A 23,655-nucleotide genomic window follows, 5' to 3' on the forward strand; every position below is an offset into this window, starting at 1 on the left:
GCAAGCCCGCTCCCACAGGGAAACGCCTGGAGCAAGTCGCCCAGACGGTGAAGATCAAAATGTGGGAGCTGGCTTGCCTGCGAAGGCGGCGTGTCAGTCAACACATTCATCAACTGATACACCGCCATCGCGGGCAAGCCCGCTCCCACAGGGAAACGCCTGGAGCAAGTCGCCCAGACGGTGAAGATCAAAATGTGGGAGCTGGCTTGCCTGCGAAGGCGGCGTGTCAGTCAACACATTCATCAACTGATACACCGCCATCGCGGGCAAGCCCGCTCCCACAGGGAAACGCCTGGAGCAAGTCGCCCGGCCGATGAAGATCAAAATGTGGGAGCTGGCTTGCCTGCGAAGGCGGCGTGTCAGTCAACACATTCATCAACTGATACACCGCCATCGCGGGCAAGCCCGCTCCCACAGGTGTTGAGAGGGGTCAGCGGGAGGCCAGTGCGCCTTGGTACAGCACTGGTCCGGTGGGTTGGCCGGTGGGCGAGCCGCCTTGTGGTTCCAGGCTGACGGCGAGGGTCAGCGGTGCGCTCAACAACGCTTGCTGTGCCTGGCTCAACTGGATTCGGCCTTTACCCGAGGTAGGCACCAGCCCCAGAGAGATCGGTTTGCCGCCGGGTGCAATGGCCCACAACTCCAGCGCTCGCGTTGGCTCTACCGCCGCCAGCGACAGTGGCTCTACTTGCAGGTGATCGCCAAACGCCTGGATCTGCAACGCCGGTTGCTGGTTAGCCGCGACCAGCGTGGCGTTGTACTCGGCGCCGATATCACGCTGATAAAGCACGCCGACCAACACGGCGACGACGACCGCGCATGCAGCCGCCAGCAGGCGAAAGTTCATCCAGAACGGTTTCTTCGCCGGCACGTGCAGCACTTGTGGCTCGATCCGCGCCTTGATGCCTGCCCACACATGGTCCGGCACCGGCCGCTCAGGCAAAGAGCCGGTCAGGCTGGCGAGTGCATCCTGCCAATGGCCCAGTTCGACGCGCAGCGCGGCGTCTTCCAATAACAGGGCGTCGAAGCGCCGACGGGCGGTAGCAGGCATTAGGCCGATAGCGTAATCGGCAGCCAGGGCGCGGCGCAGGGCAGTGGTTTGGTAGTTCATGATTCAAGGCACCTGCGCAGGCGCTCCATGCCGCGGCGAATCCAGGATTTGACCGAGCCCAGGGGCGCGGCCAAGTGGTCGGCCAACTCCGAGCACGACAGGCCCTGAAAGTAAGCCACGGTAATTGATTGACGCTGCATGCCGTCGAGGGTGTCCAGGCAACGGTTCAGTGCGCTGGCTTCGCGTTCGCTGTCGAGTTGCTCGTGGGCGCTGGGGCTGTCGTCGAGCATGGCGTCCTGCTGGCCGTCGGCCAAGGGTTGTTCGCGGTGTTTGCGCAATTGGTCGATCGCCAGGTTGCGGGTGATATTGACCATCCAGGTCATCGGCGCCGCCAGGTGCGCCTCGTAGCGCGAAGCGTTGTACCAGATGCGCACGAAAGCTTCCTGCAACACCTCTTCGGCCAGGTCCGAGCGCCCCATGAACCGCAACGCCACACCGTGCAGCCGTGGCGAGACGCTGCGGTAGAGGGTTTCGAACGCCTGGCGGTTGCCCAGGGCGCATTGGGCCAGCAACGGCCGCAACGGGTCAGCATCATTGATCGAAATAGGGCTTCTCCAGGCTCTCGGACGAAGGCGACGGGACTGCGCACGGTAGGCAGAGGGTAGTCCAGCTTGAGCATTCATTCCATCCAACTCCGGGCGGTGCATGATGGATATACGCGGAGCAGGGACATTTGGATGCGGCTTTTTCTGAACTAATCTGTAAGTGGGAACATTCCTTCGGGAGTGTCAGTCAAACGCCTGCTTTTAGCTCCTACATTCAGAGGTTGTCTTGATGAAGATTTCACGCGGTTTTGCCCTGTCCTGCCTGATGACCGTGGCCGCCAGCCCGGTGTTTGCCGCAGGTTTCAGCCTCGGTGACGTGGCCAATGCCGTATCCGGTGCCCAGGGCAACAATAAGGCGGCTGCCGCAGCGCCGAGCTCCCAGACCGCTGGCCTGTTGCAGGCCCTGACCTCGCAACTGAACGTTACCCCGGAACAAGCCGTTGGCGGCACTGGCGCCATGCTGGGCCTGGCCAAAAACAAGCTGAGCGGCACCGACTATTCGCAACTGGGCAAGAGCGTGCCGGGCCTGGATCAACTGTCGGGGAGCAACTCGCTGGGCAGCCTCGGCGCCTTGAGCGGGATGCTCGGCCAGAGTGGCGGCAGCAAAACCAGCGGCCTGGACGGCGTGCTGGGTAACGTGAAGGACACCAGCGACCTGAACACCGCGTTCAGCGCGCTGGGCATGGATAACAGCATGATCGGCAAGTTTGCGCCGGTGATCCTGCAATACCTGGGTGGCCAGGGCGCCAACCAGTCGGTGCTGGGCAAGCTGGCCTCGGCCTGGGGCACTGGCAGCTAAATACGTTTGAATGTGTATTTCATACACGGGGCGATGACTTTATTGATGCTAAAAATGAAAAAGCATACGTAATGAGGCGTATTGAATTGTAGGGAACCGCCGTAACGGATGCGCCACAGATTGAGACCTTTCAAGCTTCGCTAATCACGGGCTTGGAAGGTTTCATTCATTGGAATTTAAGTGGTGACACGATGAAAACTTCACATTTGCCAGTTGGCGTCTCGTATTGGATCAACCCCCCTGCCATCCCGCGGGAGCCCCTAGGTACAGGTTTGATGGGGCACCAGCGGCACTCTAATGCCCAGAATGGAATGGCCAATACCTCGAAGGCACAAGAACCCCAAGGGTCTCATGACCCTGTACTCAACATTTGGGGAGAATGTGTTCCCCGTTAGTTAGAACTCAATTTGATTCGATAAGACGGCTTTATTTGAGTAACGTCTCAATTCTCCGGTCTTTTTCCCTCCAGAGCTGGTTCACCCAGTTCTGGACGGTCTGGCGAAACGCCGGATCGTTCTCGTAGTCCCCTTGCCACAACGCCGGGTCCAGCGCATGGGTGCGGATATCAATGATCACTTTCGGCACCGCGCCGCTGATCAAATCCCAGAACCCCGGAATCTTTTGCTGCTGCTCTTGAGATGGATAGACCACGGTCACGTCGAGTACCGCGTCCAGCTGTTCACCCAGCGCCGCCAGCACAAACGCCACGCCGCCCGCCTTGGGCTTGAGCAACCGCGAGAACGGCGAATCCTGTTGTTTGCGTTTGGCCTCGCTGAACCGCGTGCCTTCCAGGTAATTGACCACCGTCACCGGCTGGCGCTTGAACAGCTCGCAGGCCTGTTGGGTGATTTTCAGGTCCTGGCCCGCCAGTTCCGGGTGCTTGGCCAGGAACGCCTTGGTGTAGCGCTTCATGAACGGGTAATCCAGTGCCCACCAGGCCAGGCCAAGGAAGGGCACCCAGATCAGCTCTTTTTTCAGGAAGAATTTGAAGAACGGCGTTCGGCGGTTAAGCGCCTGGATCAGGGCTGGAATGTCGACCCACGACTGATGGTTGCTGATCACCAGGTAAGAGGTATCGCGTCGCAGGTCGCCGCCGCCGCGAATGTCCCATTGAGTGGGCGTGCACCGGGAGAATATAAGCTTGTCGATTTCGGCCCAGGTCTCGGCGATCCACATCACCGCCCATGACGCGTAGTCGCGACAGCGCCCGCGGGCCACCAACTTGATCAGGGCAAACACCATCAAGGGGCCGAACAGCACCAGGGTGTTGAGCAATAACAGCAGTGTGACGAAACAGCCGGTGAGCAGGCGGCGCATAAGTAACTCTTGGAATCGACGTGGGCGGGCCATGATAAGCAAGCTGAGTCGAGAGGCCAAATCGCAAATCGCCGCACGAATGTTTCACACTGCGCCCGGTATGGTTGAGAACTAACTTAGTCCGGCTTTTGCGGTCTAGAATCCGCCTACTTCTTTCGAGGAAATCACTTCGTGAAATTGCTCCTTGCTGCGTTCGCCCTGGTTCTTCCCGTTATGGCTGCCCTGCCTGTCATGGCCGCCGAACCGACCCTTTACGGTCGCTACGAATACATCCAGTTGCCGGAGATCGGTGAAACCTTCAAGGCCAAGATGGACACCGGCGCGCTGACCGCCTCGCTGTCGGCCCGTAACATCGAAACCTTCCAGCGTGACGGCGACGACTGGGTGCGCTTCCGACTCGGCGGCAAGGATGCGAGCGACAAGGTCTACGAACATAAAGTATCGCGCATCAGCAAGATCAAGAGCCGCGCCGACGAAGACGAGGACAAGGACGAAGCCACGGTGGCCAAGCGCCCGGTGATTGACCTGGAAATGTGCCTGGGTAACGTCAAGCGCACCGTCGAGGTCAACCTTACTGACCGCAGCAGCTTCAACTACCCGCTGCTGATCGGCGCCAAGGCCCTGCGTGAATTCGGCGCGGCGGTAAACCCGGCCCGTCGTTATACCGCTGATAAACCGGACTGCTGATTGAACCCATGCCGCATATCCTGATTGTCGAAGACGAAGCGGCGATAGCCGACACGTTGGTTTTCGCCCTGCAAGGCGAGGGCTTTACCACCACCTGGCTGAGCCTCGGCCAGGAGGCGCTGGCCCATCAGCGCCAGACACCGGCCGACCTGATCATCCTCGACATCGGCTTGCCGGATATCACCGGCTTTGAAACCTGCAAGCAATTGCGCCGTTTCAGCGAAGTGCCGGTGATGTTCCTCAGTGCCCGGGATGCCGAGATTGACCGTGTGGTGGGCCTGGAGATCGGCGCCGACGATTATGTGGTCAAGCCGTTCAGCCCACGGGAAGTGGCGGCGCGGGTGCGGGCGATCCTCAAGCGCGTCGGCCCAGGTGTGGCGCCCGCCGTGTTCCAGGTGGACCTGGAACGCATGCAAATCAGTTATCGCGGGCAGCCATTGAGCCTGACCCGGCATGAATTCCGGTTGCTGCAAAGCCTGCTCGAACAACCCGAACGCGTGTTCAGCCGCGAGCAATTACTCGACGCGGTGGGCGTGGCGGCGGATGCCGGCTACGAGCGCAATATCGACAGCCACATCAAGAGCCTGCGCAGCAAACTGCGTGGTATCGCGGCCGATGCGGAGCCAATCCAGACCCATCGCGGCCTGGGCTACAGCTACAGCCCGAGCCACAGCTGATGCGCCTGGGGCTGCGGATTTTCCTGGTGTATGCGCTGTTTATCGGCCTGACCGGCTACTTCGTGCTCAACACGGTGATGAAGGAAATCCGCCCGGGCGTGCGCCAGTCCACCGAAGAAACCCTGGTGGACACCGCCAATCTGCTGGCCGAGATTCTGCGCGATGACGTGAAAAACCACACCCTCGGCCAAAGCCATTGGGCCGAACTGCTCAAGGCCTATGGCAATCGCCAGCCCGGCGCGACCATTTGGGGCCTGCCGAAAAACCAGGTTAACCACCGTATCTACGTGACCGACGCCAAGGGCATCGTGCTGCTCGACTCCAAGGGCGAAGCAGTGGGCCAGGACTACTCCAAGTGGAACGACGTGTACCTGACCCTGCGCGGCGAGTACGGCGCGCGCTCCACGCGCAGCGAACCGGATGACCCCGCCTCGTCGGTGATGCACGTTGGTGCGCCGATCCGCGATAACGGGCAAATCATCGGCGTGGTCACCGTGGCCAAGCCCAACAGTTCGTTGCAGCCCTATGTCGACCGCACCGAGCGCCGCCTGCTGTGGTACGGCGCGGGGCTCGTGGTCATGGGCCTGCTGCTCGGCGCCCTGTTGTCGTGGTGGTTGAGTGTTGCGCTGCACCGGCTGACGGCTTACGCGCAGGCGGTGAGCGAAGGTCGGCGTGCCGAGCTGCCGCATTACCGTGGCGGCGAACTCAAGCAGTTGTCCACCGCCGTGGAGCACATGCGCACGCAGTTGGAGGGCAAGGCCTACGTCGAGCATTACGTGCACACCCTGACCCACGAACTGAAAAGCCCGCTGGCGGCGATTCGCGGCGCAGCGGAACTGTTGCAGGGCGACATGACCCGCGAGCAGCAGCAGCGTTTCGTCGGCAATATCGACAGTGAGAGCGCGCGCCTGCAACAGTTGATCGAACGCCTGCTGAACCTGGCGCAAGTGGAGCAGCGCCAGGGCTTGGAAGAGCAAACCAGTGTGCCGTTGGCCGCCCTGGTTGATGACGTACTCAAGGCCCAATGCGCACGTATTGAGGGTGCCGGCTTGCAGGTGGAGCAGACCATTGCTGGGGATGTGAAGGTGTTTGGCGAGCCTTTCCTGTTGCGCCAGGCCTTGGGCAATCTGCTGGAAAACGCGCTGGACTTCACGCCACCGGGCGGCGCGTTGAAATTCAGTGCGCACACCCAGCACAACGACGTACACGTCAGCCTGTTCAACCAGGCGGCACCGATTCCCGACTACGCCCTGCCACGCCTGAGCGAACGTTTCTACTCGCTGCCACGCCCGGCCAGCGGGCGTAAAAGCACCGGCCTGGGCCTGAACTTTGTCGAAGAAGTGATGAAGCTGCACGGCGGCGCTTTGCAGATCGGCAATGTGCAAGGCGGCGTGCAAGTGGTGCTGCATCTCCACACAGTCTCCACATTGCCCACATAAATCGCCCATATGCGCGGCTCACGCTCTGCCTATCAAAACAGGGAGAGCCCCATGAACCGCAGCCTGCTTTTCAAACTTGGCGCAATTGCGCTGTTGATTCTGTTGTTGCTGATTCCGTTGCTGATGATCAACGGCATCATCAGCGACCGTCAGCAACTGCGCGATGGCGTATTGATGGACATCGCCCGCAGCTCCAGCTACAGCCAGCGCGTCACCGGGCCGGTGATGGTGGTGCCGTATCGCAAGACCGTGCGCGAGTGGAAACTCAATGAAAAGCTCAACAAACGCTACGAGCAAACCCGTGAAGAGCGCGGTCGTCTGTATTTCCTGCCGGAGCGTTTTGAACTCGACGGCAAGGTGCAGACCGAGCTGCGCGCACGGGGCATTTATCAAGCGCGGCTGTTCCATGCCGACAACCGTATCAGCGGGCGTTTTGAGCTGCCTGCGCAGTTGGGTATCACCGAGGACTTTGCTGATTACCGCTTTGAACCGGCGTTTCTGGCGGTGGGTATCAGCGATATTCGCGGTATCGAAAACGCGCTGACGCTGGAGCTGGGCAGCCAGCGTCTGGAGTTTTCGCCGGGCACTCAAGTGGACTGGCTAGGGGAAGGCGTGCACGTAACGCTGCCCGAGCAGGACAGCAAAAAACCGGCCGAGGTGGACTTTGCTTTCGACCTGCGCCTGCAAGGCACTGAACAGCTGCAAGTGGTGCCGGTGGGCAAGACCAGCCAGGTATCCCTCGCCTCCAACTGGCCGCACCCGAGCTTTATCGGCAACTTCCTCCCGGCTCAACGAGACGTCACCGATAAAGGCTTCACCGCCAACTGGCAGACTTCGTTTTTTTCCACCAACCTCGAACAAGCCCTGCAAACCTGCCGGGACCGGCAGGGCTGTGAAGACTTCACCAACCGCAGCTTCGGCGTGAACTTCATCGACCCGGTTGACCAGTACCTCAAGAGCGACCGAGCAATTAAATACGCGTTGCTGTTTATCGCCCTGACGTTTGCCGGCTTCTTCCTGTTCGAAGTGCTCAAGAACCTGGCCGTGCACCCGATTCAATACGCGTTGGTGGGCGTTGCCCTGGCGTTCTTCTACCTGCTGTTGTTGTCGTTGTCCGAGCACCTGGGTTTTGCGATGGCGTATTTGATATCCGCCAGTGCTTGCGTGTTGTTGATTGGTTTTTACGTGTGCCATGTGCTGCGCAGCGTCACCCACGGCCTGGGTTTTTCGGCGGGGTTGGCGGCGTTGTATGGCTTGTTGTACGGGTTGCTGAGTGCCGAGGATTACGCGCTGCTGATGGGCTCGCTGTTGCTGTTCGGCCTGCTCGGCACGGTGATGGTGCTGACGCGCAAACTGGACTGGTATGGCGTGGGCAAGCGCAAAGCGGGCGAGCCACTGCAGTTTGATCTGGAGGCCGTGCAATGATCGGGTTGCGTGAGGATCAGCAGGTGGGCGCGCAGTTGGCCGCAAGAATCGTCATATTCCTCAACTCCGTCACCTTCCGAAGTGGGAGCGGGCTTACCCGCGAAAGCGGTGGGTCACAAATAGATGTACTGAATGACACGCCACAATCGCGGGCAAGCCCGCTCCCACAATGGATGGGGATGAATGTCACACCGGTGGCTGGGTCTGCAGCATCGAAGGCCGCTGGCTGACCTCGGCATACCAGGCGGCAAGCTTGGGACTAGCGTCACGCCATTGCAGGTCTGGGTGGCGGAAGTCGAGGTAGCCCAGGGCGCATGCCACACTGATGGAGGCGATGTCGAAGTGGCTGGCCAGTTCGGCAATTGCATCGGCTTCAAGCGCTGCGAGGGTGCGACGAATCTTTTTGCGCTGTTCGTCCAGCCACTGGTCCCAGTGCTTTTCCGCCGGGCGCATGGCCGTCTCGTAACGCACCAACACGGCGGCATCCATGATGCCGTCGGCCATCGAGGCCAGGGTCAGGCGGCGCCAGCGCGCCGCGCCGTCGCGGGGTATCAGCGGGTTGCCGACGTGCTGGTAGTCAAGGTAATCGAGGATCACCCGGCTGTCGTGCAGCACTGTGCCGTCGGCCAGGCGCAGGGCCGGGATTTTGCCCACGGGGTTGTCTTGCACCAATTGCGCATCCGGCTGGACCGGTGTCGGCATGCAACCTTGCAGGGCCACACGGTCCTGCTGGCCGGTCTCGGCCAGCAGCACGCGGACTTTGCGAACGAACGGTGACGCGGGGTTGTGGAACAAGGTCATGCTGGGCACGGACATGGGCATTCCTCTGAATGGGCAGTGGCTAGCCTAGAGGGTTGCGCCGTGGCTGGCGAGGGGGTTTTTGGGTGTTTTTGAGGGCCTCATCGCAGGCAAGCCAGCTCCCACATTTTGAATTGTGAACGCAGCCCAAGGTGGGAGCTGGCTTGCCTGCGATGGCGCCCTCAGCCGCGCCGCTTACACAACGCCCAAACACCCATGACAGCGGGAATCCCCAAGCCTACCCAGCTGAGCGAATCCCACAGCCCATCGCCCAGCAACGCCGCAAACAACCCGGCCGCGCTGAGCACGCCAATCCCCAGCGGAATACCAAACACCTTCCAGAAATTCGACTGGCGCGGCTTCATGCCCTGGCCGCCTTGCGCCGCACGATCCATAAGTAAATGCCGCTGCCCAGCACGATGATGGTCAGCACATCCAGCACTGCCCACAGGATCTTCATCGGCAGGCCGCCATAGTCACCAAAGTGCAACGGCTGGGACATGCCCATGGCGTCCATGTACCACGGCCGTTCGGCGATGGCGGTGACGGCCAGGGTGCTCGCGTCGATCAGCACCGGCGTGAGCAAGTGCGAGGTCAGATGGGTGCTGCCTTTCATGAACACCGCATAGTGGTGCTCGCTGGAAAAACGCGTACCGGGGAAGGCGATAAAGTCCGGCTGCATGCCGGGCGCGGTCTTGGCCGCAATGCTCAGCAGCTCGGTGGCCGGTGCGCGTTGTGTCAGCGGCGGCGCGTTTTTGTAGGGTTCGATCATCGCGCTGAGGCTGTCCTGGCGCCAGGCGGCGATGATCAGGTCGGCGCAGGCGCTGATCACGCCGGTCACGCCCACCACCAGCGCCCAGGTCAGCGTGACCACGCCGATAAGGTTATGCAGGTCGAGCCAGCGCAGGCGGGTGGATTTGTCCTGGCGTACGGTGGCGAACTTCAAGCGGCGCATAAACGGCAGGTACAGCACCGTGCCCGAGACAATCGCCAGCACAAACAGAATGCCCATGAACGCCAGCAGCAACTTGCCCGGCAGGCCGGCAAACATATCCACATGCAGGCGCAGCAGGAACAGCGTCAGCCCGCCGTTGGCCGCCGGGGTTTCCACGGCGTCGCCAGTGCGCGCATCGAGCATGAAGGTGTGAGACGAGTTGGGTTCGGTGCCGGCCTTGGCGGCCATGATCGCAATCACGCCGTTCTTGTCGTCCTCGTCCCATGCCAGGTATTGCATGGCTTCACCCGGTCGATGAGCCTGGGCCTTGGCCACCAACTGCTCAAGGTTCAGGTGCGGAGTGTCGGCGGGCATCTGCGCAAGTTCAGGCTCGTTGCCCAGCAGGTGGTCGATCTCGTGGTGAAACACCAGCGGCAGGCCGGTGAGGGCGAGCAGCAGCAGGAAGACTGTGCAGATTAGGCTGGCCCAGGTGTGGATGAAGGACCAGCGGCGGATGGTTTTGCTTTTCATTTTCTTGCCTTCAGACACACCAAAGCCGCCCCCGAGGACGGCCTGATCATTAACTCAGCTGATTACCACTGGTAGGTGGCGCTGGCGACTACGCTGCGTTGGTCGCCGAAGTAGCAGTAGTTACCATCGCAGGTGGAAAGGTAGTCCTTGTTGAACAGGTTGGTGGCGTTCAACTTAACCGATGCGCCTTTGAGGCTGTTATCCAGACGGCCCAAGTCGTAGTGCACCGAACCATCGAATACGGTGTAGGCATCGGCCTTACCCAACCAGGTGTTGGCCTGGTCCCCATAGGTGTTGCCGGTGTAGCGGGCACCAAAGCCGATATCGAAACCGTCAAGTACGCCGCTGTGCCAGGTGTAGTCAGTCCACAGCGAGGCTTGCTGGTTTGGCATCAATGTCAGGCGGTTGCCTTTGTAAATGCCTTTTTGCACCTCGGATTTTGCCAAGGTGTAGGCGGCGATGACCTTGAGGTTCTCGGTCACGTCAGACACGGCTTCCAGCTCCAGGCCCTTGACCTTCACTTCGCCGGTCTGGCTGTTGATTTGCTGGCCCCCTGCGCCAAGGGTAGCCACTTGCACATTTTTTTGGGTGAGGTCGTAGACCGCCGCACTCAGCAGCGTATTGGAACCTGGCGGCTGATACTTAACCCCCATTTCCCATTGTTTGCCTTCAGTCGGTTTAAACGTCTTGAGCGCGGTTGTATCTGCGTTGCTCGCTGGTTGGAAGGACTCAGCGTAGGACAAGTACGGTACGAAGCCCGAGTCGAACACATAGCTCAGTGCCGCGTTGCCACTGAAGTGTTTGATGCGGTCGGTGTTGGTCGCATCGTTGTCGTTGAAATAGGTGGTGCCCTGATGCACCCAGTCTTCACGCCCACCCAAGGTCAGGCGCCACTTGTCCAGGGCCATCTGGTCCTGCACGTAGAGACCGGTTTGTACGGTTTTCTGGTTGTAGTCGTAAAACGGTCGGACATCCGTCGGGCGTACAGTCGGCTGAGTGTTGATCGGGTTGAAGATGTTGATACTCGATGCCGTGCCGTATATGGCGCGGTAGGAGGTGTCGGTACGCTGGTGATCCAGGCCCAGCAGTAATGTATGGCTGATATCGCCGGTGGCGAAGTCGGCTTGGAAATTGTTGTCCACCGCGAACTGGCCAATGCTTTCGTCAACGTTGGTGGTAGACCGGCTGATATTACCCGCCGCATCCGCCGGGGAAAACGCATAGGAGCCCACGGTCAACTGCTGGAAATCCAGCTCCGATTTGGTGTAACGCAGGTTCTGCTTGAACTGCCAGGTATCGTTGAAACGGTGTTCGAACGCATACCCCAATGCGTAGTAAGTACGGTCGTAGAACTCGTAATCCGGATCGCCCAGGTTCTTGTGGTGGGAAACCTCGCCCAGTGGTGATTTGATCTTGGTGCCCTGTATCGGCATGAACTGGCTGGTGGTGCCGGTATCGTCACGGGTGAACTGCGAGAGCAGTGTCAGCTTGGTGTCGGTGTCGATGTTCCAGGTCAGGCTGGGCGCGATGTTGTAGCGTTTGTTGTCGATGTGATCGACCTGGGTGCCCGCGTCCCGTACTACGCCGCTGACGCCATACAGGAACTGCCCTTCATCATCGATCTTGCCGGTACTGGCGAAGTTGATCTGGCGGTAGTTGTCACTGCCGTACTGCACCTGGATGGCGTTGCTCGATTCAGCGCTGGGACGGCGGCTGACCATATCCAGCAGACCGCCCGGTGGCGTCTGGCCGTAGATCGACGAGGCAGGGCCACGCAGCAGGGCGAGGCGGTCCAGGTTCCAGGTTTCTGCTTTCGGGTTGGCGTACACACCGCGTGGCAGTGGCAGGCCGTCGAGGAATTGCGTGGGTTCGAAACCGCGCACGCGCATCCAGTCGTAGCGGGTGTCGCTGCCGTAGCTGGACGATACGATACCGGGCATATATTTGACGGCGTCATCGAGGTTCTGGACGTTGCGGTCCTGCATCTGTTCGCGGGTGGCAATGGAGATCGAGCGCGGTGCTTCGACCAGTGCCGTGTCGGTCTTGGTGCCGGCGGCGGTGCGCGTTGCCAGATAGCCTGTCACCGGGCCCCAGGCACTTTCAGTGTCGCCTTGCCCAATGATGCTGGTCTCCGGCAGCGCCACGACGCCTTCCGGAATCGCCACCAGGGTAAACGTCCCGGCGCTGCTCTGTTCCAACTGCAACCCTGTCCCACGCAAGGCCTCACGCAGCGCGCCTTGCGCATCGTACTGGCCCTTCACCGGTGCCGAGGTTTTGCCCGACGCCAGCGCCGGGTTAAGGGTCAGCGCCAGGCCCGCCTGGCTGGCGATCTGGTTCAGGGTGCTGGCCAGCGGCGCGGCCGGCAGGTTGTAGGCGCGCACGTTCGAGGCCTGTTCAGCGGCGATCAGCGACGTGCTAGTCAGCGGCGTGCTGAGGGCAATGGCCACGGCTAACAGGCTGGGGCGCAACAGGGTGTCTAGCGTGCGGGACATGGGGTGGCTCCTGAATGGAAATATTTCTCAATTGCCTATGTGCCGAGCGAGATTGGAAAAGTGATAGGGCTGAGCGAAGATATTTTTTGAGTCGAGTATTTGAGGCGTTTTTCAGGGCCTCTTCGCGGGCAAGCCCGCTCCCACATTCGACTGCGTTCTACTTGGAAAAACGCGGCCGAATGTGGGAGCAGGCTTGCTCGCGAAAGCTACAGCCCATGCACCTCATAACCTAAGGCTTGGCGATAACGGTCACCCACCACGGCGTGCGCTGCTCGATCTGCACCGGCAAGGTCGGCAGCAGGGCGTTCAGCGCCAGCGTAGTGTCATGCAGAGGGAAACTGCCGGTGATGCGCAGGTCGGCCACGCGCTTATCCACACCCAGGTAGCCGGGGCGATAGCGGCTGAGCTCCTCGACCACGTCGCCCAGGCGGGCGTTGTCGACCACCAGCATGCCGCGTGTCCAGGCATCGGTGGCGGGCGTGACGGCCAGCACAGGGCCGAGACTGTCGCTGCGCATCAGCACTTGCTGGCCTTCGCTGAAAATCTGTTCTTGATGCAGTGCCTGTGGCTGGGCGGCCACCGCAGACTGCAGCACGCTCAGGCGCGTGGCGGCGTCTTCGCGCTTGACGATAAACCGCGTGCCCAGCGCCCGCAGGCTGCCGTCGCGGGTTTGTACATAGAAGGGGCGCGCATCGTTGTGGCCGGTTTCGACCAGCATCTCGCCTTCCTGCAACACGATCAGCCGGCGTTTTTCATCGAAGCGCACGTCGATTGCGCTGTGGGTATTGAGGTTGATCAGTGTGCCATCCGCGAGTTTCAGCGTGCGCTGCTCGCCGGTGGCGGTGCGCTGGTCTGCCAGCCAATAGTGGATCGGCACGTAGCGCTCACCGGCAAACAACACCAGGCCGCACACCAGCGCGATACTTGCCAGGCCGCGCCCAAGTTTGCGCACGCGCTGGCGCAGGCTCTCGCGTGACTGCACCAACGCCGCTCGCGCCGGGCCCGACGCTCTGCTGAAACGCTGGTCGAGCATGCCCAACTGGCGCCAGGCGCGCGCATGCTCTTCATCGCTGGCCAGCCATTTGGCGAACTCTTCCTGCGTAACCAGGTTGCCGTCGCCCGAGTCGAGTGACAGTTGCCAGGCAATTGCAGCGTCCAGCACGCGGGCCGAGACCGGTTTGGAACTGATCACGGGCACGACGGCTCGCCATACAGCGCGACGTAGCACTGGCGAATGCCCTGGGCCAGGTACTGACGCACGCGGGGCACCGACACGTCGAGACGCCGGGCGATTTCTGCGTGGCTCATGCCGTCGAGGCGGTTATAGAGGAAGGCGGCGCGGGCCTTGCTCGACAGTTTGGCGAGCAGTTGGTCGATGGCCTTGAGGTCTTCGAGGATCAATTGCTGTTCTTCGGGCGACGGCTGTTCGCTTTCCGGGAGCAGCATCAGTTCGTTGAGGTAAGCCTGTTCCAGTGCTGCGCGGCGGAAGTAGTCGAACAGCAGGCCTTTGGCGATCGACACCAGAAACGCCCGTGGCTCGCGCGGTTCGCGCAACTCATCACGGCCCAGCAGGCGCATGAACGTGTCCTGGCTCAGGTCTTCGGCGCGGCTCGGGCAGGCCACGTTGCGGCGCAGCCACGCCAACAGCCAGCCACGATGGTCGCGGTATAACGCGCCAACAAGCTCACTGTGTGGGGTCTGGACCGACGACAAGGCATCACCGAATAAACAAGAGGTTTAAACTAACGAGAATTATTCGCGATTGTGTCAGAGGCAGGGAGTGGGCGCAATTGGCGTCTGTCGGGCGGTGCCACTAAAACGCGGGCGCTTGTTTGCGGCGTTTCCATTGGCTCAAGCGCTCTTGCAGCGCTTGAGGGCTGTTGATGGCGTGCTGCTGCGCGCGGTTAAACAGGATGAGCATCAGCTCAGCCGTGGCCAGTGCATCGGCGCTGGCGTGATGGCGTTCGCCCACGTGCAGCTTGAAGTGGGTGATCCAGTCGTCGAGGCCGGCTTCGCGGATATTCGCTTCGGGGCACAGCAGTGGGGCGATGTCCGCAACATCGAGAAACGGATGGCTCAGCCGATAGCCCAGGCTGTCCTTGAGTGCGCGGCACAGCATGTGTTGATCGAACGGTGCGTGAAACGCCAGCATTGGGCTGTCGCCGACAAACGCCATAAAATCCAGCAGCGCTTCGACCGGGTCGCTGCCAGCGGCGATGGCACTGGGGCCGAGGCCATGGATCAACACGCTGGGGCTCAGTTTTGTTTCGGCACGTTGCAGGGTGCGCTCGAACATTTGCGAGAAATCCACCGCGCCGTCCTCGATGACCACCGCGCCGATGGACAGCACCTGATCCCGGTTGAGGTTCAGGCCGCTGGTTTCCAGGTCAACCACCACCCACCGCTGGCTGCGCAGGGAACCGTTCCCCAGTACTGCGGGTTTGGGCAGTTGCGCCAGGCGCAGCTGTTGGGGGGCGTCCAGCCCGGGCTTTTTCTTACGTAGCCAACTGAACAGGCTCACAGCTGGTACCGAAAGGTCAGGCTGCTTTGCAGGCGCTGGGCCTGACGCAGGGCTTCACGCAAGATGCGCCGGTCCAGGTGGTTGAGGCTGTCGGGGTCGACACGGTTGGAATAGGGCTGGTTCTCGCGGGTCTGCAACTGGTGCTGCTGCATGCGGGTTTGCTGGATAAAGTGATAGGCCTCTTCGTACGCGGCGCCGTCCAGTGGCTCAATGACCTCTTTGTCCACCAATTGGCGCAGGCGCTCCAGGGTATTGATGGCGTGGACGCCATTGGCCAGAGCCAATAGGCGAGCGCCATCCACAAAGGGCGTGAGGCCCTGCACCTTAAGATCGAGTGTGGCCTTTTCGCCGCCTTTGCGCGTCAGTACAAAATCGCGGAAACGCCCTACGGGTGGGCGTTGGCGCAAGGCGTTCTCGGCCAGCATGCGTTGGAACAGCCGGTTATCCGCGACTTGATCCAGAATGCCCTGACGCAATTGCTCGCAGCCCTGTTCGTCGCCCCACACCACGCGCAAGTCAAAATAGATGCTCGAGCCCAGCAGGTTTTCCGGCGTCGCCTCGCGAATAAACGCACCGAAGCGCCGCGCCCATTCGGCCCGCGACAGGCACAGTTCGGGGTTGCCGGCCATGATATTGCCCTTGCACAAGCTGAAGCCGCACAACGCCAGGCTCTGGTTGATCTGCTGCGCCAGGGGCAACAAGCGGCCACGAATCGCGGCGGCTTCGGCGGCGTCCCCGGCGTCGAACAGAATGCCGTTGTCCTGGTCGGTAAACAGGGTCTGCTCGCGACGGCCTTCGCTGCCGAAACACAGCCAACTGAAGGGCACGCCGGGGTCGCCTCTCTCGACCAACGTCAGCTCGATCACCCGGCACACGGTGTGATCGTTGAGCAACGTAATGATGTGAGTGATCTGGGTGGACGACGCGCCATGGGCGAGCATGCGTTCGACCAGTTGGCCGATCTCGCCGCGAAGTGCCACCAGGTTTTCGACCCGGGGCGCGTTGCGGATGGTGCGGGCCAGGTGCACCAGGTCAACCCGTTGCAGGGAAAACAAGTCGCGTTCGGACACCACGCCACACAGGCGCTGATCTTTCACCAGGCACACATGGGCGATATGCCGCTCGGTCATGGCGATGGCGGCGTCGAAGGCGCTGTGGTCCGGGCTCAGGAAGAACGGCGCCTGGGTCATATGACCTTCGATGGCCTGGCTGAAATCACTGGTGCCGTCAGCGACCACCTGGCGCAGGTCGCGCAGGGTGAAAATCCCCAGGGGCGCCTTATGCTCGTCGACGATCACGATGCTGCCCACTTGTTGCTCGTGCATCAGCGTCACCGCCTCGCGCAGCGGCGTGTTCGGGCTGCAGGTGACCGGATGGCGCATGGCCAGTTCGCCGAGACGGGTATTCAGCGAGTACTGGGTGCCGAGGGTCTCTACGGCTTTTTGCTGCACCTGCTGGTTGACCTGGTCCAGCAAGCTGCTGACACCGCGCAAGGCAAAGTCGCGAAACGCACTGGAGAGGGCGAACAGCTTGATAAACGCCGGCTTGTTCAGTTGCAGGCAGAACGTATCTTCGGCGGCCTTGTGCTCGGTGCGCGTCGCTCGTTCGCCCAGCAGCGCGGCCAGAGGGAAGCACTCACCGGTGGTGATTTCGAAGGTGGTTTCGGCCGCTTCCTGATTTAACTGTGGGCGTTCGCCGACGACTCGGCCTTGCTTGACGATATAAAAATGTTCCACCGGCCCGCCCGACGGCTTGAGGATGCTCTCGCCGGGGCCATAGAAACGCAGTTGGCACTGTTCCACCAGAAACGCCAGGTGGGCGTTTTCCATCTGGTTGAACGGGGGGAAGCGTTGCAGGAATTGCAGGGTGCCGTGGATGTTCTGCAACACGGCGGTTTTTCCCGCCTGCGTGAAAGCATCAGCTTTACTCATAACAGTGACCGCAGTTTCTTGTCGTTATCGTCCTTTATGGTCAGCCCCCGTGCTCCGGGTGCCCATTGGACGTAAGTCTAGTGCGCGGTAAAACGATTCACGACTAGGGAAATACCTTACATGGCTAGTGTTAAAACCCGGTAGAAAGCCCACTAGGCAAACTTTCCGACGAAGTGCACATTGTTCGCCCTTCCGCAGATGTCTGACGAGTGTGCTGCGAGATTGAATAGAACTGCTGAGAAACGTATGTCCGACCACGATATTTTGAGTGATGCCGAGCGCGAGGCGCTGAGCGCCGTGATGCTGGAGCCTGATTTACCGCCACAACGGGTGTTGATTGTCGATGATGACAAGGACGCGCGTGAATTGCTGGCGGAGATCCTGGGCCTGGACGGCATTCGCTGCATGACCGCTGACAGTGGCGAGACGGCCTGGGATCTCTTGGAGTCCAGCAGCTCCATTGGTTTACTGATCACTGACCTGCGCATGGCGCCAAGCAACGGTCTGGAACTGATCCAGCAAGTGCGCAGCTCTGGCCGAGCGGCGCTGCCGATTATCATCATGTCGGGGGACGCGGAAGCGCGCGACGTCATCGAGGCCATGCACATGAGTGTGGTGGACTTCATGCTCAAGCCCATCGACAGCGCCAAGTTGGCGAAGATGGTGAAGCGCGAGTTAGGCATGGCGTCTTGATTATCTGTTGACCGTGCAGGCCTCTTCGCGAGCAAGCCCGCTCCCACATTTGGCCGCATGCTTCCTGTAGAAATGCGGTCGAGTGTGGGAGCGGGCTTGCTCGCGAAAGCGCCAGTGCGACCACCACACTACCCAATGAAAAGGCCCTGATCTCGCGATCAGGGCCTTTTCATTTACAAGCCGTTCTTGGCCTTGAACTCACGACGCCGACGGTGCAACACCGGCTCGGTATAACCATTGGGTTGCTTGGTCCCTTCAATCACCAGTTCCACCGCCGCCTGGAAGGCGATGTTGCTGTCGAAGTCCGGGGCCAGTGGGCGATACAGCGCGTCACCGGCATTCTGACGGTCTACCACCGGCGCCATGCGCTTGAGGCTTTCCATCACTTGGGCTTCGTTGACAACGCCGTGGCGCAGCCAGTTGGCGATGTGCTGGCTGGAGATACGCAGCGTAGCGCGGTCTTCCATCAGGCCGACGTCGTTGATGTCCGGCACTTTCGAACAGCCCACGCCCTGATCGATCCAACGCACCACATAGCCAAGGATGCCCTGGGCGTTGTTGTCCAACTCATTACGGATTTCTTCGTCGGACCAATCGGTATTGCTGGCCAGAGGAATGGTCAGGATATCGTCCAGCGACGCGCGCTCGCGCTTGGCCAGTTCGGCCTGGCGCGCGAACACGTCCACCTTGTGATAGTGCAGCGCGTGCAGTGCAGCCGCCGTTGGCGATGGCACCCAGGCCGTGTTGGCGCCGGCGAGCGGGTGAGCGATTTTCTGTTCGAGCATCGCCGCCATCAAGTCGGGCATTGCCCACATGCCTTTACCGATCTGCGCACGCCCTTGCAGGCCGGTGCTCAGGCCGATATCGACGTTCCAGTTCTCGTAGGCACCGATCCATTTTTCCGCCTTCATGGCGGCCTTGCGCACCATCGCGCCGGCTTCCATGGAAGTGTGGATCTCGTCGCCGGTGCGGTCGAGGAAGCCGGTGTTGATAAACACCACACGCTCGCTGGCCGCCTTGATGCAGGCCTTGAGGTTGACCGTGGTGCGGCGCTCTTCGTCCATGATCCCGACTTTTAGCGTGTTGCGCGGCAGGTTCAGCACGTCTTCGATGCGGCCGAACAGCTCGTTGGTGAACGCCGCTTCTTCGGGGCCATGCATCTTCGGCTTCACGATGTACACCGAACCGGTGCGGCTGTTCTTGCGGCTGCTGTTGCCGTTGAGGCTGTGGATGGCCGCGAGGCTGGTGAGCAGGCCGTCGAGGATGCCTTCCGGTACTTCGTTGCCATCTTTGTCGAGGATCGCGTCGATGGTCATCAAGTGGCCAACGTTGCGCACGAACAGCAGCGAGCGGCCGTGCAAGGTCACGTCCTGGCCATCGACGCCGGTGTAGACACGGTCGGCGTTCATGGTGCGGGTGAAAGTCTTGCCGCCCTTGGCCACTTCTTCGGCCAGGTCGCCTTTCATCAGGCCGAGCCAGTTGCGGTAGATCACCACTTTGTCATCGGCATCAACAGCGGCGACGGAGTCTTCGCAGTCCATGATGGTGGTCAGCGCAGCTTCCATCAGCACGTCTTTGACGCCGGCGGCGTCGGTCTGGCCGACCGGGGTGCTGGCGTCGATCTGGATTTCGAAGTGCAGGCCATTTTGCTTCAGCAGGATCGCAGTCGGCTCGGCCGCCGGGCCCTGGAAACCGATCAACTGGGCATCGTCGCGCAGGCCGCTGTTGCTGCCGCCCTTGAGGCCGACGACCAGCTTGCCATCAACGATTTTGTAAGCGGTGGAGTCGACGTGGCTGCCGGCAGCGAGCGGCGCGGCTTCGTCGAGGAAGGCACGGGCGAAGGCAATCACCTTGTCGCCGCGCACTTTGTTGTAGCCCTTGCCCTTTTCGGCGCCGTCGGCTTCGCTGATGGCGTCGGTGCCATACAGCGCGTCATACAGCGAGCCCCAGCGCGCATTTGAAGCGTTGAGGGCGAAACGGGCGTTCATCACCGGCACAACCAGCTGTGGGCCGGCCATGCGGGCGATTTCGTCATCGACGTTTTGGGTCGAGGCCTGGAAGTCTGCGGCTTCTGGCAGCAGGTATCCGATGTCTTGCAGGAAGGCTTTGTAGGCCACCGGGTCGTGGGCCTGGCCGGCGTGGGTCTGGTGCCAGGTATCGATCCGCGCTTGGAAATCGTCGCGTTTGGCGAGTAGGGCTTTGTTCTTCGGTGCCAGGTCGTGGATGACCTTGTCGGCGCCGGCCCAGAACTGGTCGGCAGTGATGCCGGTACCGGGAATGGCTTCGTTATTCACGAAGTCGAACAGGACTTTGGCGACCTGCAGGCCACCGACTTGAACGTGTTCAGTCATTGCTTGCCTCACTCTGCGGAGCTAATGCGCTTTTCAGCTTTTCAATTTACCAATGAAGCCTCTGGCCATTTAAACCACGAACCCATTCCCAGTACATGCCGTGCAGGCGGCTGGGCGAGAGGGTTGACGCGGTACTTGGGTGCCTTGGCAGACATCGACCTAACGTTATGTAGTGCGCGATTGGGCATACTACATGATGACTTGCGGTTGTGAAAATTAGACTAAATACGTCGTTTAGCGACCCATTTTGGTCATGCGGTCACAGCGGATAACGGGATGTTCTCAAAAAACTATTGGATTGTTCCAGATAAATATAAAAATGGTACACGATTTGTTTTCGAGGGCGCCTGCGTCCACCTTGTAAGTTGAATTCAGAGGGCTTCGCCATGGACCATCTTGTACTCACTATTATCGCCGCCGACAAACCCGGCTTGGTTGAACGCATCGCGCAGAACATCGCCGCTCACGGTGGCAACTGGCTGGAAAGCCGAATGGCCCACATGGCTGGGCAATTTGCCGGGATCCTGCGGGTAAGCGTTCCCACGCAAAGTCGTCAGGACCTGGTGAATGCGCTGGAGGATTTATCCACACATGGCATTCGTGTGCTGGTGGGCGAGGGCAGTACCGGGCAGGCGTCGGACTCCAAGCCGATCCTGATGACGCTGGTGGGCAATGATCGGTCGGGGATTGTGCGCGAGATTACCGCGCTGTTGAGCAAGCAGGGCGTCAACCTGGAGCGCTTGAGCACCGATGTGCGTCCGGCCCCCATGAGTGGTGATCCGCTATTCAACGCCGAGGCCCTGTTGCGGGTGCCCTCGACGATGTCCCTGGAGACGCTGCAGGAATCTCTGGAAACCTTGGCGGATGACTTGATGGTGGAACTGCGCAGCGAGGAATAACGGCCCACAGGGTTATGCATGGAAATCTTGCATGGGCCTGTGGATAAGCTGTAGAGACCCGGCGCCAGGCCACGTGCGCCGGGGTTCTTCGTCGGCTGAGCAAAAAACGAGCAGTTTCAACGGCTTGTGCACAAATGACGGGGATCAGATTGTGGATAACCTTGGGGTGGATGTCTGCAAGCCAAGTGCGCTGTGGCTTGCAGAGGTTTGTACGTTATTTGATCAGCGTTTGCGCACGGTCAGCCAGGCATCCAGGCTGTAGACCACCAGGCCGGCCCAGATGAAGGCAAAGGCAATCAGCGTGCTCGGTGCCAGGTGTTCACCGAACAACAGCACCGCTTCGAGCAGCACCAGCGTCGGGGCGACGTACTGCAAAAAACCCAGCGCGGTGTAGGGCAAATGCCGTGCGGCGGCGTTGAAACACACCAGCGGGATCAGCGTCACCGGGCCTGCGGCCACCAGCCACCAGGCTTCGGAGGTGCTCCAAAATTCAAGCTGTGCACTGTGGGCCGACGGGTTGAACAGCAACCAGGCCACGGCAATCGGCACCAGCATCCAGGTTTCCACCACCAGCCCCGGCAGCGCCTTGACCGGCGCCTGCTTGCGGATCAAGCCGTAAAAGCCAAAGGTCAGCGCCAGCACCAGCGACACCCACGGCAAACTGCCGACTTGCCACACCTGTTGCGCCACACCTACCGCTGCCAGCCCGACGGCCATCCACTGCAAGCGCCGCAGGCGTTCGCCGAGGATCAGCATGCCCAGCAGCACATTCACCAACGGGTTTATGTAATAACCGAGGCTCGCTTCCAGCATGCGCCCGCTGTTCACCGACCACACATAGGTCAGCCAGTTAGCCGCAATCAGCGAGCCGCTGAGTGCCAGAATGGCCAGGCGCCTGGGGTTGTCGCGCAGTTCACGGAACCAGCCCGGGTGTTTCCACACCATTAACAGCAAACCGCCGAACAGCGCGGACCACAACACACGGTGCACGATGATCTCTGCGGCGGGAACACTGGCGATGGCCTTGAAATAGAGCGGGAACAGACCCCAGATGACATAGGCACTCAGGCCCAGGATGTACCCCTTGCGGGGGTTGGCGGCTTGCATTGCAGAATCCTTGCTTAGGCAGCTATCAAAGCGCGATTGTAAGGATTTTTGTCCGCCGGTGGGATTGGCTTTTCTGTGGGAACTGGCTTGCCGGTGATGACATCACCTTGGTGCTACTGATGCACCGAGTTGTTTGCATCGCCGGCAAGCCAGCTCCCACAAGAAGCAGCGTCAGGGTCAGAACAGTTTCAGCGGTTCTTCATTGAGGGCCGACAGCTGCTCACGCAACGCCAGCACCTGATCACCCCAATACCGCTCGCTGCCGAACCACGGGAAGCTGTGAGGAAACGCCGGGTCATCCCAGCGCCGTGCCAGCCAGGCGCTGTAGTGCATCAGGCGCAAGGCGCGCAGCGGTTCGATGAGTGCCAGTTCGCGCGGGTCGAAGTCGTGGAACTCCTGATAGCCGTCCATCAATTCCGACAGCTGGCCCAGGCATTCCTGACGGTCCCCTGCGAGCATCATCCACAGGTCCTGGACGGCCGGGCCCATGCGGCAGTCATCGAGGTCGACGATATGGAACATCTCATCGCGGCACATCATGTTGCCGGGGTGGCAATCGCCGTGCATGCGGATGTTCTTGTGCGGCGTGGCCTTGTACACCTCTTCCACACGCTTGAGCAGGTCGCGGGCCACGGACTCGTACGCCGGCAGCAGGCTCTTGGGAATGAAATTGCCTTCCAGCAACGTGTTGAGGGAATCGTGGCCGAAGTTCTTCACGCCCAGGGCTTCACGGTGTTCGAACGGGCGGGTGGAGCCCACCGCATGCAAACGGCCGAGCAACTGCCCAAGGCGATAAAGCTGATCGAGATTACCCGGCTCCGGCGCACGGCCACCACGGCGTGGAAACAGGGTGAAGCGAAAACCGGCGTGCTCGAACAGGCTTTCTCCGTTATGGATCATGGGGGCGACCACCGGCACATCGCACTCGGCCAGTTCGAAGGTGAAGCGGTGTTCTTCGAGGATCGCTTCATTGGTCCAGCGCTGGGGCCGGTAGAACTTGGCGATCAGCGGTTCGGAGTCTTCGATGCCCACCTGATACACACGGTTTTCGTAGCTGTTGAGCGCCAGAACGCGAGCATCGCTGAGAAAGCCGATACTTTCGACAGCGTCGAGTACCAGGTCGGGGGTGAGTGTTTCAAACGGATGGGCCATGCGAACTCCTGCGCGCAGCAGGGCGCCGCGTCCGGCTCGGTATGGTAACGCACCCGCGCATAGATAGGTGGTAGCTGTGCGGACGCCTTCGCGGGCAAGCCCGCTCCCACGTTCGACCGAATTCCAAAGGTAAAACTTGATCAATTGCGCGAGATAGGGGTGGCTGTGCGGACGCCTTCGCGGGCGAGCCCGCTCCCACGTTCGACCGCATTCCAAAGGTAAAACTTGATCAATTGCGGGAGATAGGGG

The 23,655-nt window shown here is 60.7% G+C and carries 21 protein-coding genes; 7 read left to right on the top strand and 14 right to left on the bottom strand.

Annotation, left to right across the window (positions count from 1 at the left end; genetic code table 11):
• Positions 1–430: 430 nt before the first annotated feature.
• Together ACDZ94_RS11085 and ACDZ94_RS11090 are read right to left on the bottom strand one after the other, a co-directional pair.
• Positions 431–1,108, bottom strand: coding sequence for an anti-sigma factor (locus ACDZ94_RS11085; protein WP_064454443.1), 678 nt, complete (start codon positions 1,106–1,108; stop codon positions 431–433).
• Complete coding sequence (locus tag ACDZ94_RS11090) at positions 1,105–1,731, bottom strand: sigma-70 family RNA polymerase sigma factor (protein WP_064454442.1); 627 nt, start codon at positions 1,729–1,731, stop codon at positions 1,105–1,107. Before ACDZ94_RS11090 ends, ACDZ94_RS11085 begins: the two co-directional genes overlap by 4 nt.
• A gap of 151 nt (positions 1,732–1,882) precedes the next feature.
• Here ACDZ94_RS11090 and ACDZ94_RS11095 point away from each other — a divergent pair, with 151 nt between their 5' ends.
• Entirely contained in the window at positions 1,883–2,452 is a 570-nt protein-coding gene (locus ACDZ94_RS11095; RefSeq protein ID WP_064454441.1) for a DUF2780 domain-containing protein, read from the top strand.
• Between the two features lie 426 nt (positions 2,453–2,878).
• On the opposite strand, the gene ACDZ94_RS11100 is transcribed toward ACDZ94_RS11095, so the two are convergent.
• Positions 2,879–3,769: an acyltransferase gene (locus tag ACDZ94_RS11100; RefSeq protein WP_064454440.1), complete on the bottom strand. Its 891-nt coding sequence runs from the start codon at positions 3,767–3,769 to the stop codon at positions 2,879–2,881.
• Positions 3,770–3,940: 171 nt separating this feature from the next.
• Between ACDZ94_RS11100 and ACDZ94_RS11105 the strand changes: the two genes are divergently transcribed.
• From ACDZ94_RS11105 to creD, 4 genes are read left to right on the top strand one after another with little or no spacing between them, the layout of a single operon-like run.
• The gene (locus tag ACDZ94_RS11105; RefSeq protein ID WP_064454439.1) at positions 3,941–4,456 is read left to right on the top strand and encodes an ATP-dependent zinc protease family protein; all 516 of its coding nucleotides are present in this window, start codon (positions 3,941–3,943) and stop codon (positions 4,454–4,456) included.
• Between the two features lie 8 nt (positions 4,457–4,464).
• Positions 4,465–5,133, top strand: a complete 669-nt coding sequence (gene creB / locus ACDZ94_RS11110) for a two-component system response regulator CreB (protein ID WP_128589008.1) — start codon at positions 4,465–4,467, stop codon at positions 5,131–5,133.
• Complete coding sequence (gene creC / locus ACDZ94_RS11115; RefSeq protein ID WP_064454437.1) at positions 5,133–6,572, top strand: two-component system sensor histidine kinase CreC; 1,440 nt, start codon at positions 5,133–5,135, stop codon at positions 6,570–6,572. The genes creB and creC overlap by 1 nt, the downstream gene beginning before the upstream one ends.
• A gap of 51 nt (positions 6,573–6,623) precedes the next feature.
• Positions 6,624–7,997, top strand: coding sequence for a cell envelope integrity protein CreD (creD, locus tag ACDZ94_RS11120; RefSeq protein WP_221295788.1), 1,374 nt, complete (start codon positions 6,624–6,626; stop codon positions 7,995–7,997).
• A 186-nt stretch (positions 7,998–8,183) separates the two neighbouring features.
• On the opposite strand, the gene ACDZ94_RS11125 is transcribed toward creD, so the two are convergent.
• From ACDZ94_RS11125 to ACDZ94_RS11160, 8 genes are all read right to left on the bottom strand, one after another.
• Positions 8,184–8,813: a glutathione S-transferase gene (locus tag ACDZ94_RS11125; RefSeq protein ID WP_432751457.1), complete on the bottom strand. Its 630-nt coding sequence runs from the start codon at positions 8,811–8,813 to the stop codon at positions 8,184–8,186.
• Between the two features lie 164 nt (positions 8,814–8,977).
• Positions 8,978–9,160, bottom strand: coding sequence for a hypothetical protein (locus tag ACDZ94_RS11130; protein WP_064454434.1), 183 nt, complete (start codon positions 9,158–9,160; stop codon positions 8,978–8,980).
• Positions 9,157–10,260, bottom strand: coding sequence for a PepSY-associated TM helix domain-containing protein (locus ACDZ94_RS11135; RefSeq protein ID WP_432751458.1), 1,104 nt, complete (start codon positions 10,258–10,260; stop codon positions 9,157–9,159). The genes ACDZ94_RS11130 and ACDZ94_RS11135 overlap by 4 nt, the downstream gene beginning before the upstream one ends.
• Before the next feature lie 62 nt (positions 10,261–10,322).
• Positions 10,323–12,752, bottom strand: coding sequence for a TonB-dependent siderophore receptor (locus ACDZ94_RS11140; protein WP_432751459.1), 2,430 nt, complete (start codon positions 12,750–12,752; stop codon positions 10,323–10,325).
• 229 nt (positions 12,753–12,981) lie between these two features.
• Complete coding sequence (locus ACDZ94_RS11145) at positions 12,982–13,950, bottom strand: FecR domain-containing protein (RefSeq protein ID WP_064454432.1); 969 nt, start codon at positions 13,948–13,950, stop codon at positions 12,982–12,984.
• Positions 13,941–14,465 carry an RNA polymerase sigma factor gene (locus tag ACDZ94_RS11150; RefSeq protein ID WP_221295783.1) on the bottom strand — a complete coding sequence of 175 codons (525 nt, stop codon included), beginning with the start codon at positions 14,463–14,465 and terminating at the stop codon, positions 13,941–13,943. The genes ACDZ94_RS11145 and ACDZ94_RS11150 overlap by 10 nt, the downstream gene beginning before the upstream one ends.
• 100 nt (positions 14,466–14,565) lie before the next feature.
• Complete coding sequence (locus ACDZ94_RS11155; RefSeq protein WP_064454430.1) at positions 14,566–15,273, bottom strand: 3'-5' exonuclease; 708 nt, start codon at positions 15,271–15,273, stop codon at positions 14,566–14,568.
• A complete protein-coding gene (locus tag ACDZ94_RS11160) occupies positions 15,270–17,204 on the bottom strand; it encodes a putative nucleotidyltransferase substrate binding domain-containing protein (RefSeq protein WP_432751460.1) in 1,935 nt (644 codons plus the stop codon). Before ACDZ94_RS11160 ends, ACDZ94_RS11155 begins: the two co-directional genes overlap by 4 nt.
• A 246-nt stretch (positions 17,205–17,450) precedes the next feature.
• On the opposite strand from ACDZ94_RS11160, the gene ACDZ94_RS11165 reads away from it, so the two are divergent.
• A complete protein-coding gene (locus ACDZ94_RS11165; protein ID WP_064454428.1) occupies positions 17,451–17,897 on the top strand; it encodes a response regulator in 447 nt (148 codons plus the stop codon).
• Positions 17,898–18,070: 173 nt separating this feature from the next.
• Here ACDZ94_RS11165 and ACDZ94_RS11170 read toward each other — a convergent pair whose 3' ends face one another.
• Complete coding sequence (locus ACDZ94_RS11170; protein ID WP_432751461.1) at positions 18,071–20,248, bottom strand: malate synthase G; 2,178 nt, start codon at positions 20,246–20,248, stop codon at positions 18,071–18,073.
• Positions 20,249–20,634: 386 nt separating this feature from the next.
• Here ACDZ94_RS11170 and ACDZ94_RS11175 point away from each other — a divergent pair, with 386 nt between their 5' ends.
• Positions 20,635–21,147: a glycine cleavage system protein R gene (locus ACDZ94_RS11175; protein ID WP_221295780.1), complete on the top strand. Its 513-nt coding sequence runs from the start codon at positions 20,635–20,637 to the stop codon at positions 21,145–21,147.
• Positions 21,148–21,369: 222 nt separating this feature from the next.
• On the opposite strand, the gene rarD is transcribed toward ACDZ94_RS11175, so the two are convergent.
• Together rarD and ACDZ94_RS11185 are read right to left on the bottom strand one after the other, a co-directional pair.
• Positions 21,370–22,254, bottom strand: coding sequence for an EamA family transporter RarD (rarD, locus tag ACDZ94_RS11180; RefSeq protein WP_064454425.1), 885 nt, complete (start codon positions 22,252–22,254; stop codon positions 21,370–21,372).
• Positions 22,255–22,431: 177 nt separating this feature from the next.
• The gene (locus tag ACDZ94_RS11185) at positions 22,432–23,406 is read right to left on the bottom strand and encodes a serine/threonine protein kinase (RefSeq protein WP_015886213.1); all 975 of its coding nucleotides are present in this window, start codon (positions 23,404–23,406) and stop codon (positions 22,432–22,434) included.
• Between the last annotated feature and the right edge of the window lie 249 nt (positions 23,407–23,655).

Source organism: Pseudomonas sp. UBT, from assembly GCF_050915955.1.
Taxonomy (GTDB): domain Bacteria; phylum Pseudomonadota; class Gammaproteobacteria; order Pseudomonadales; family Pseudomonadaceae; genus Aquipseudomonas; species Aquipseudomonas antarctica_A.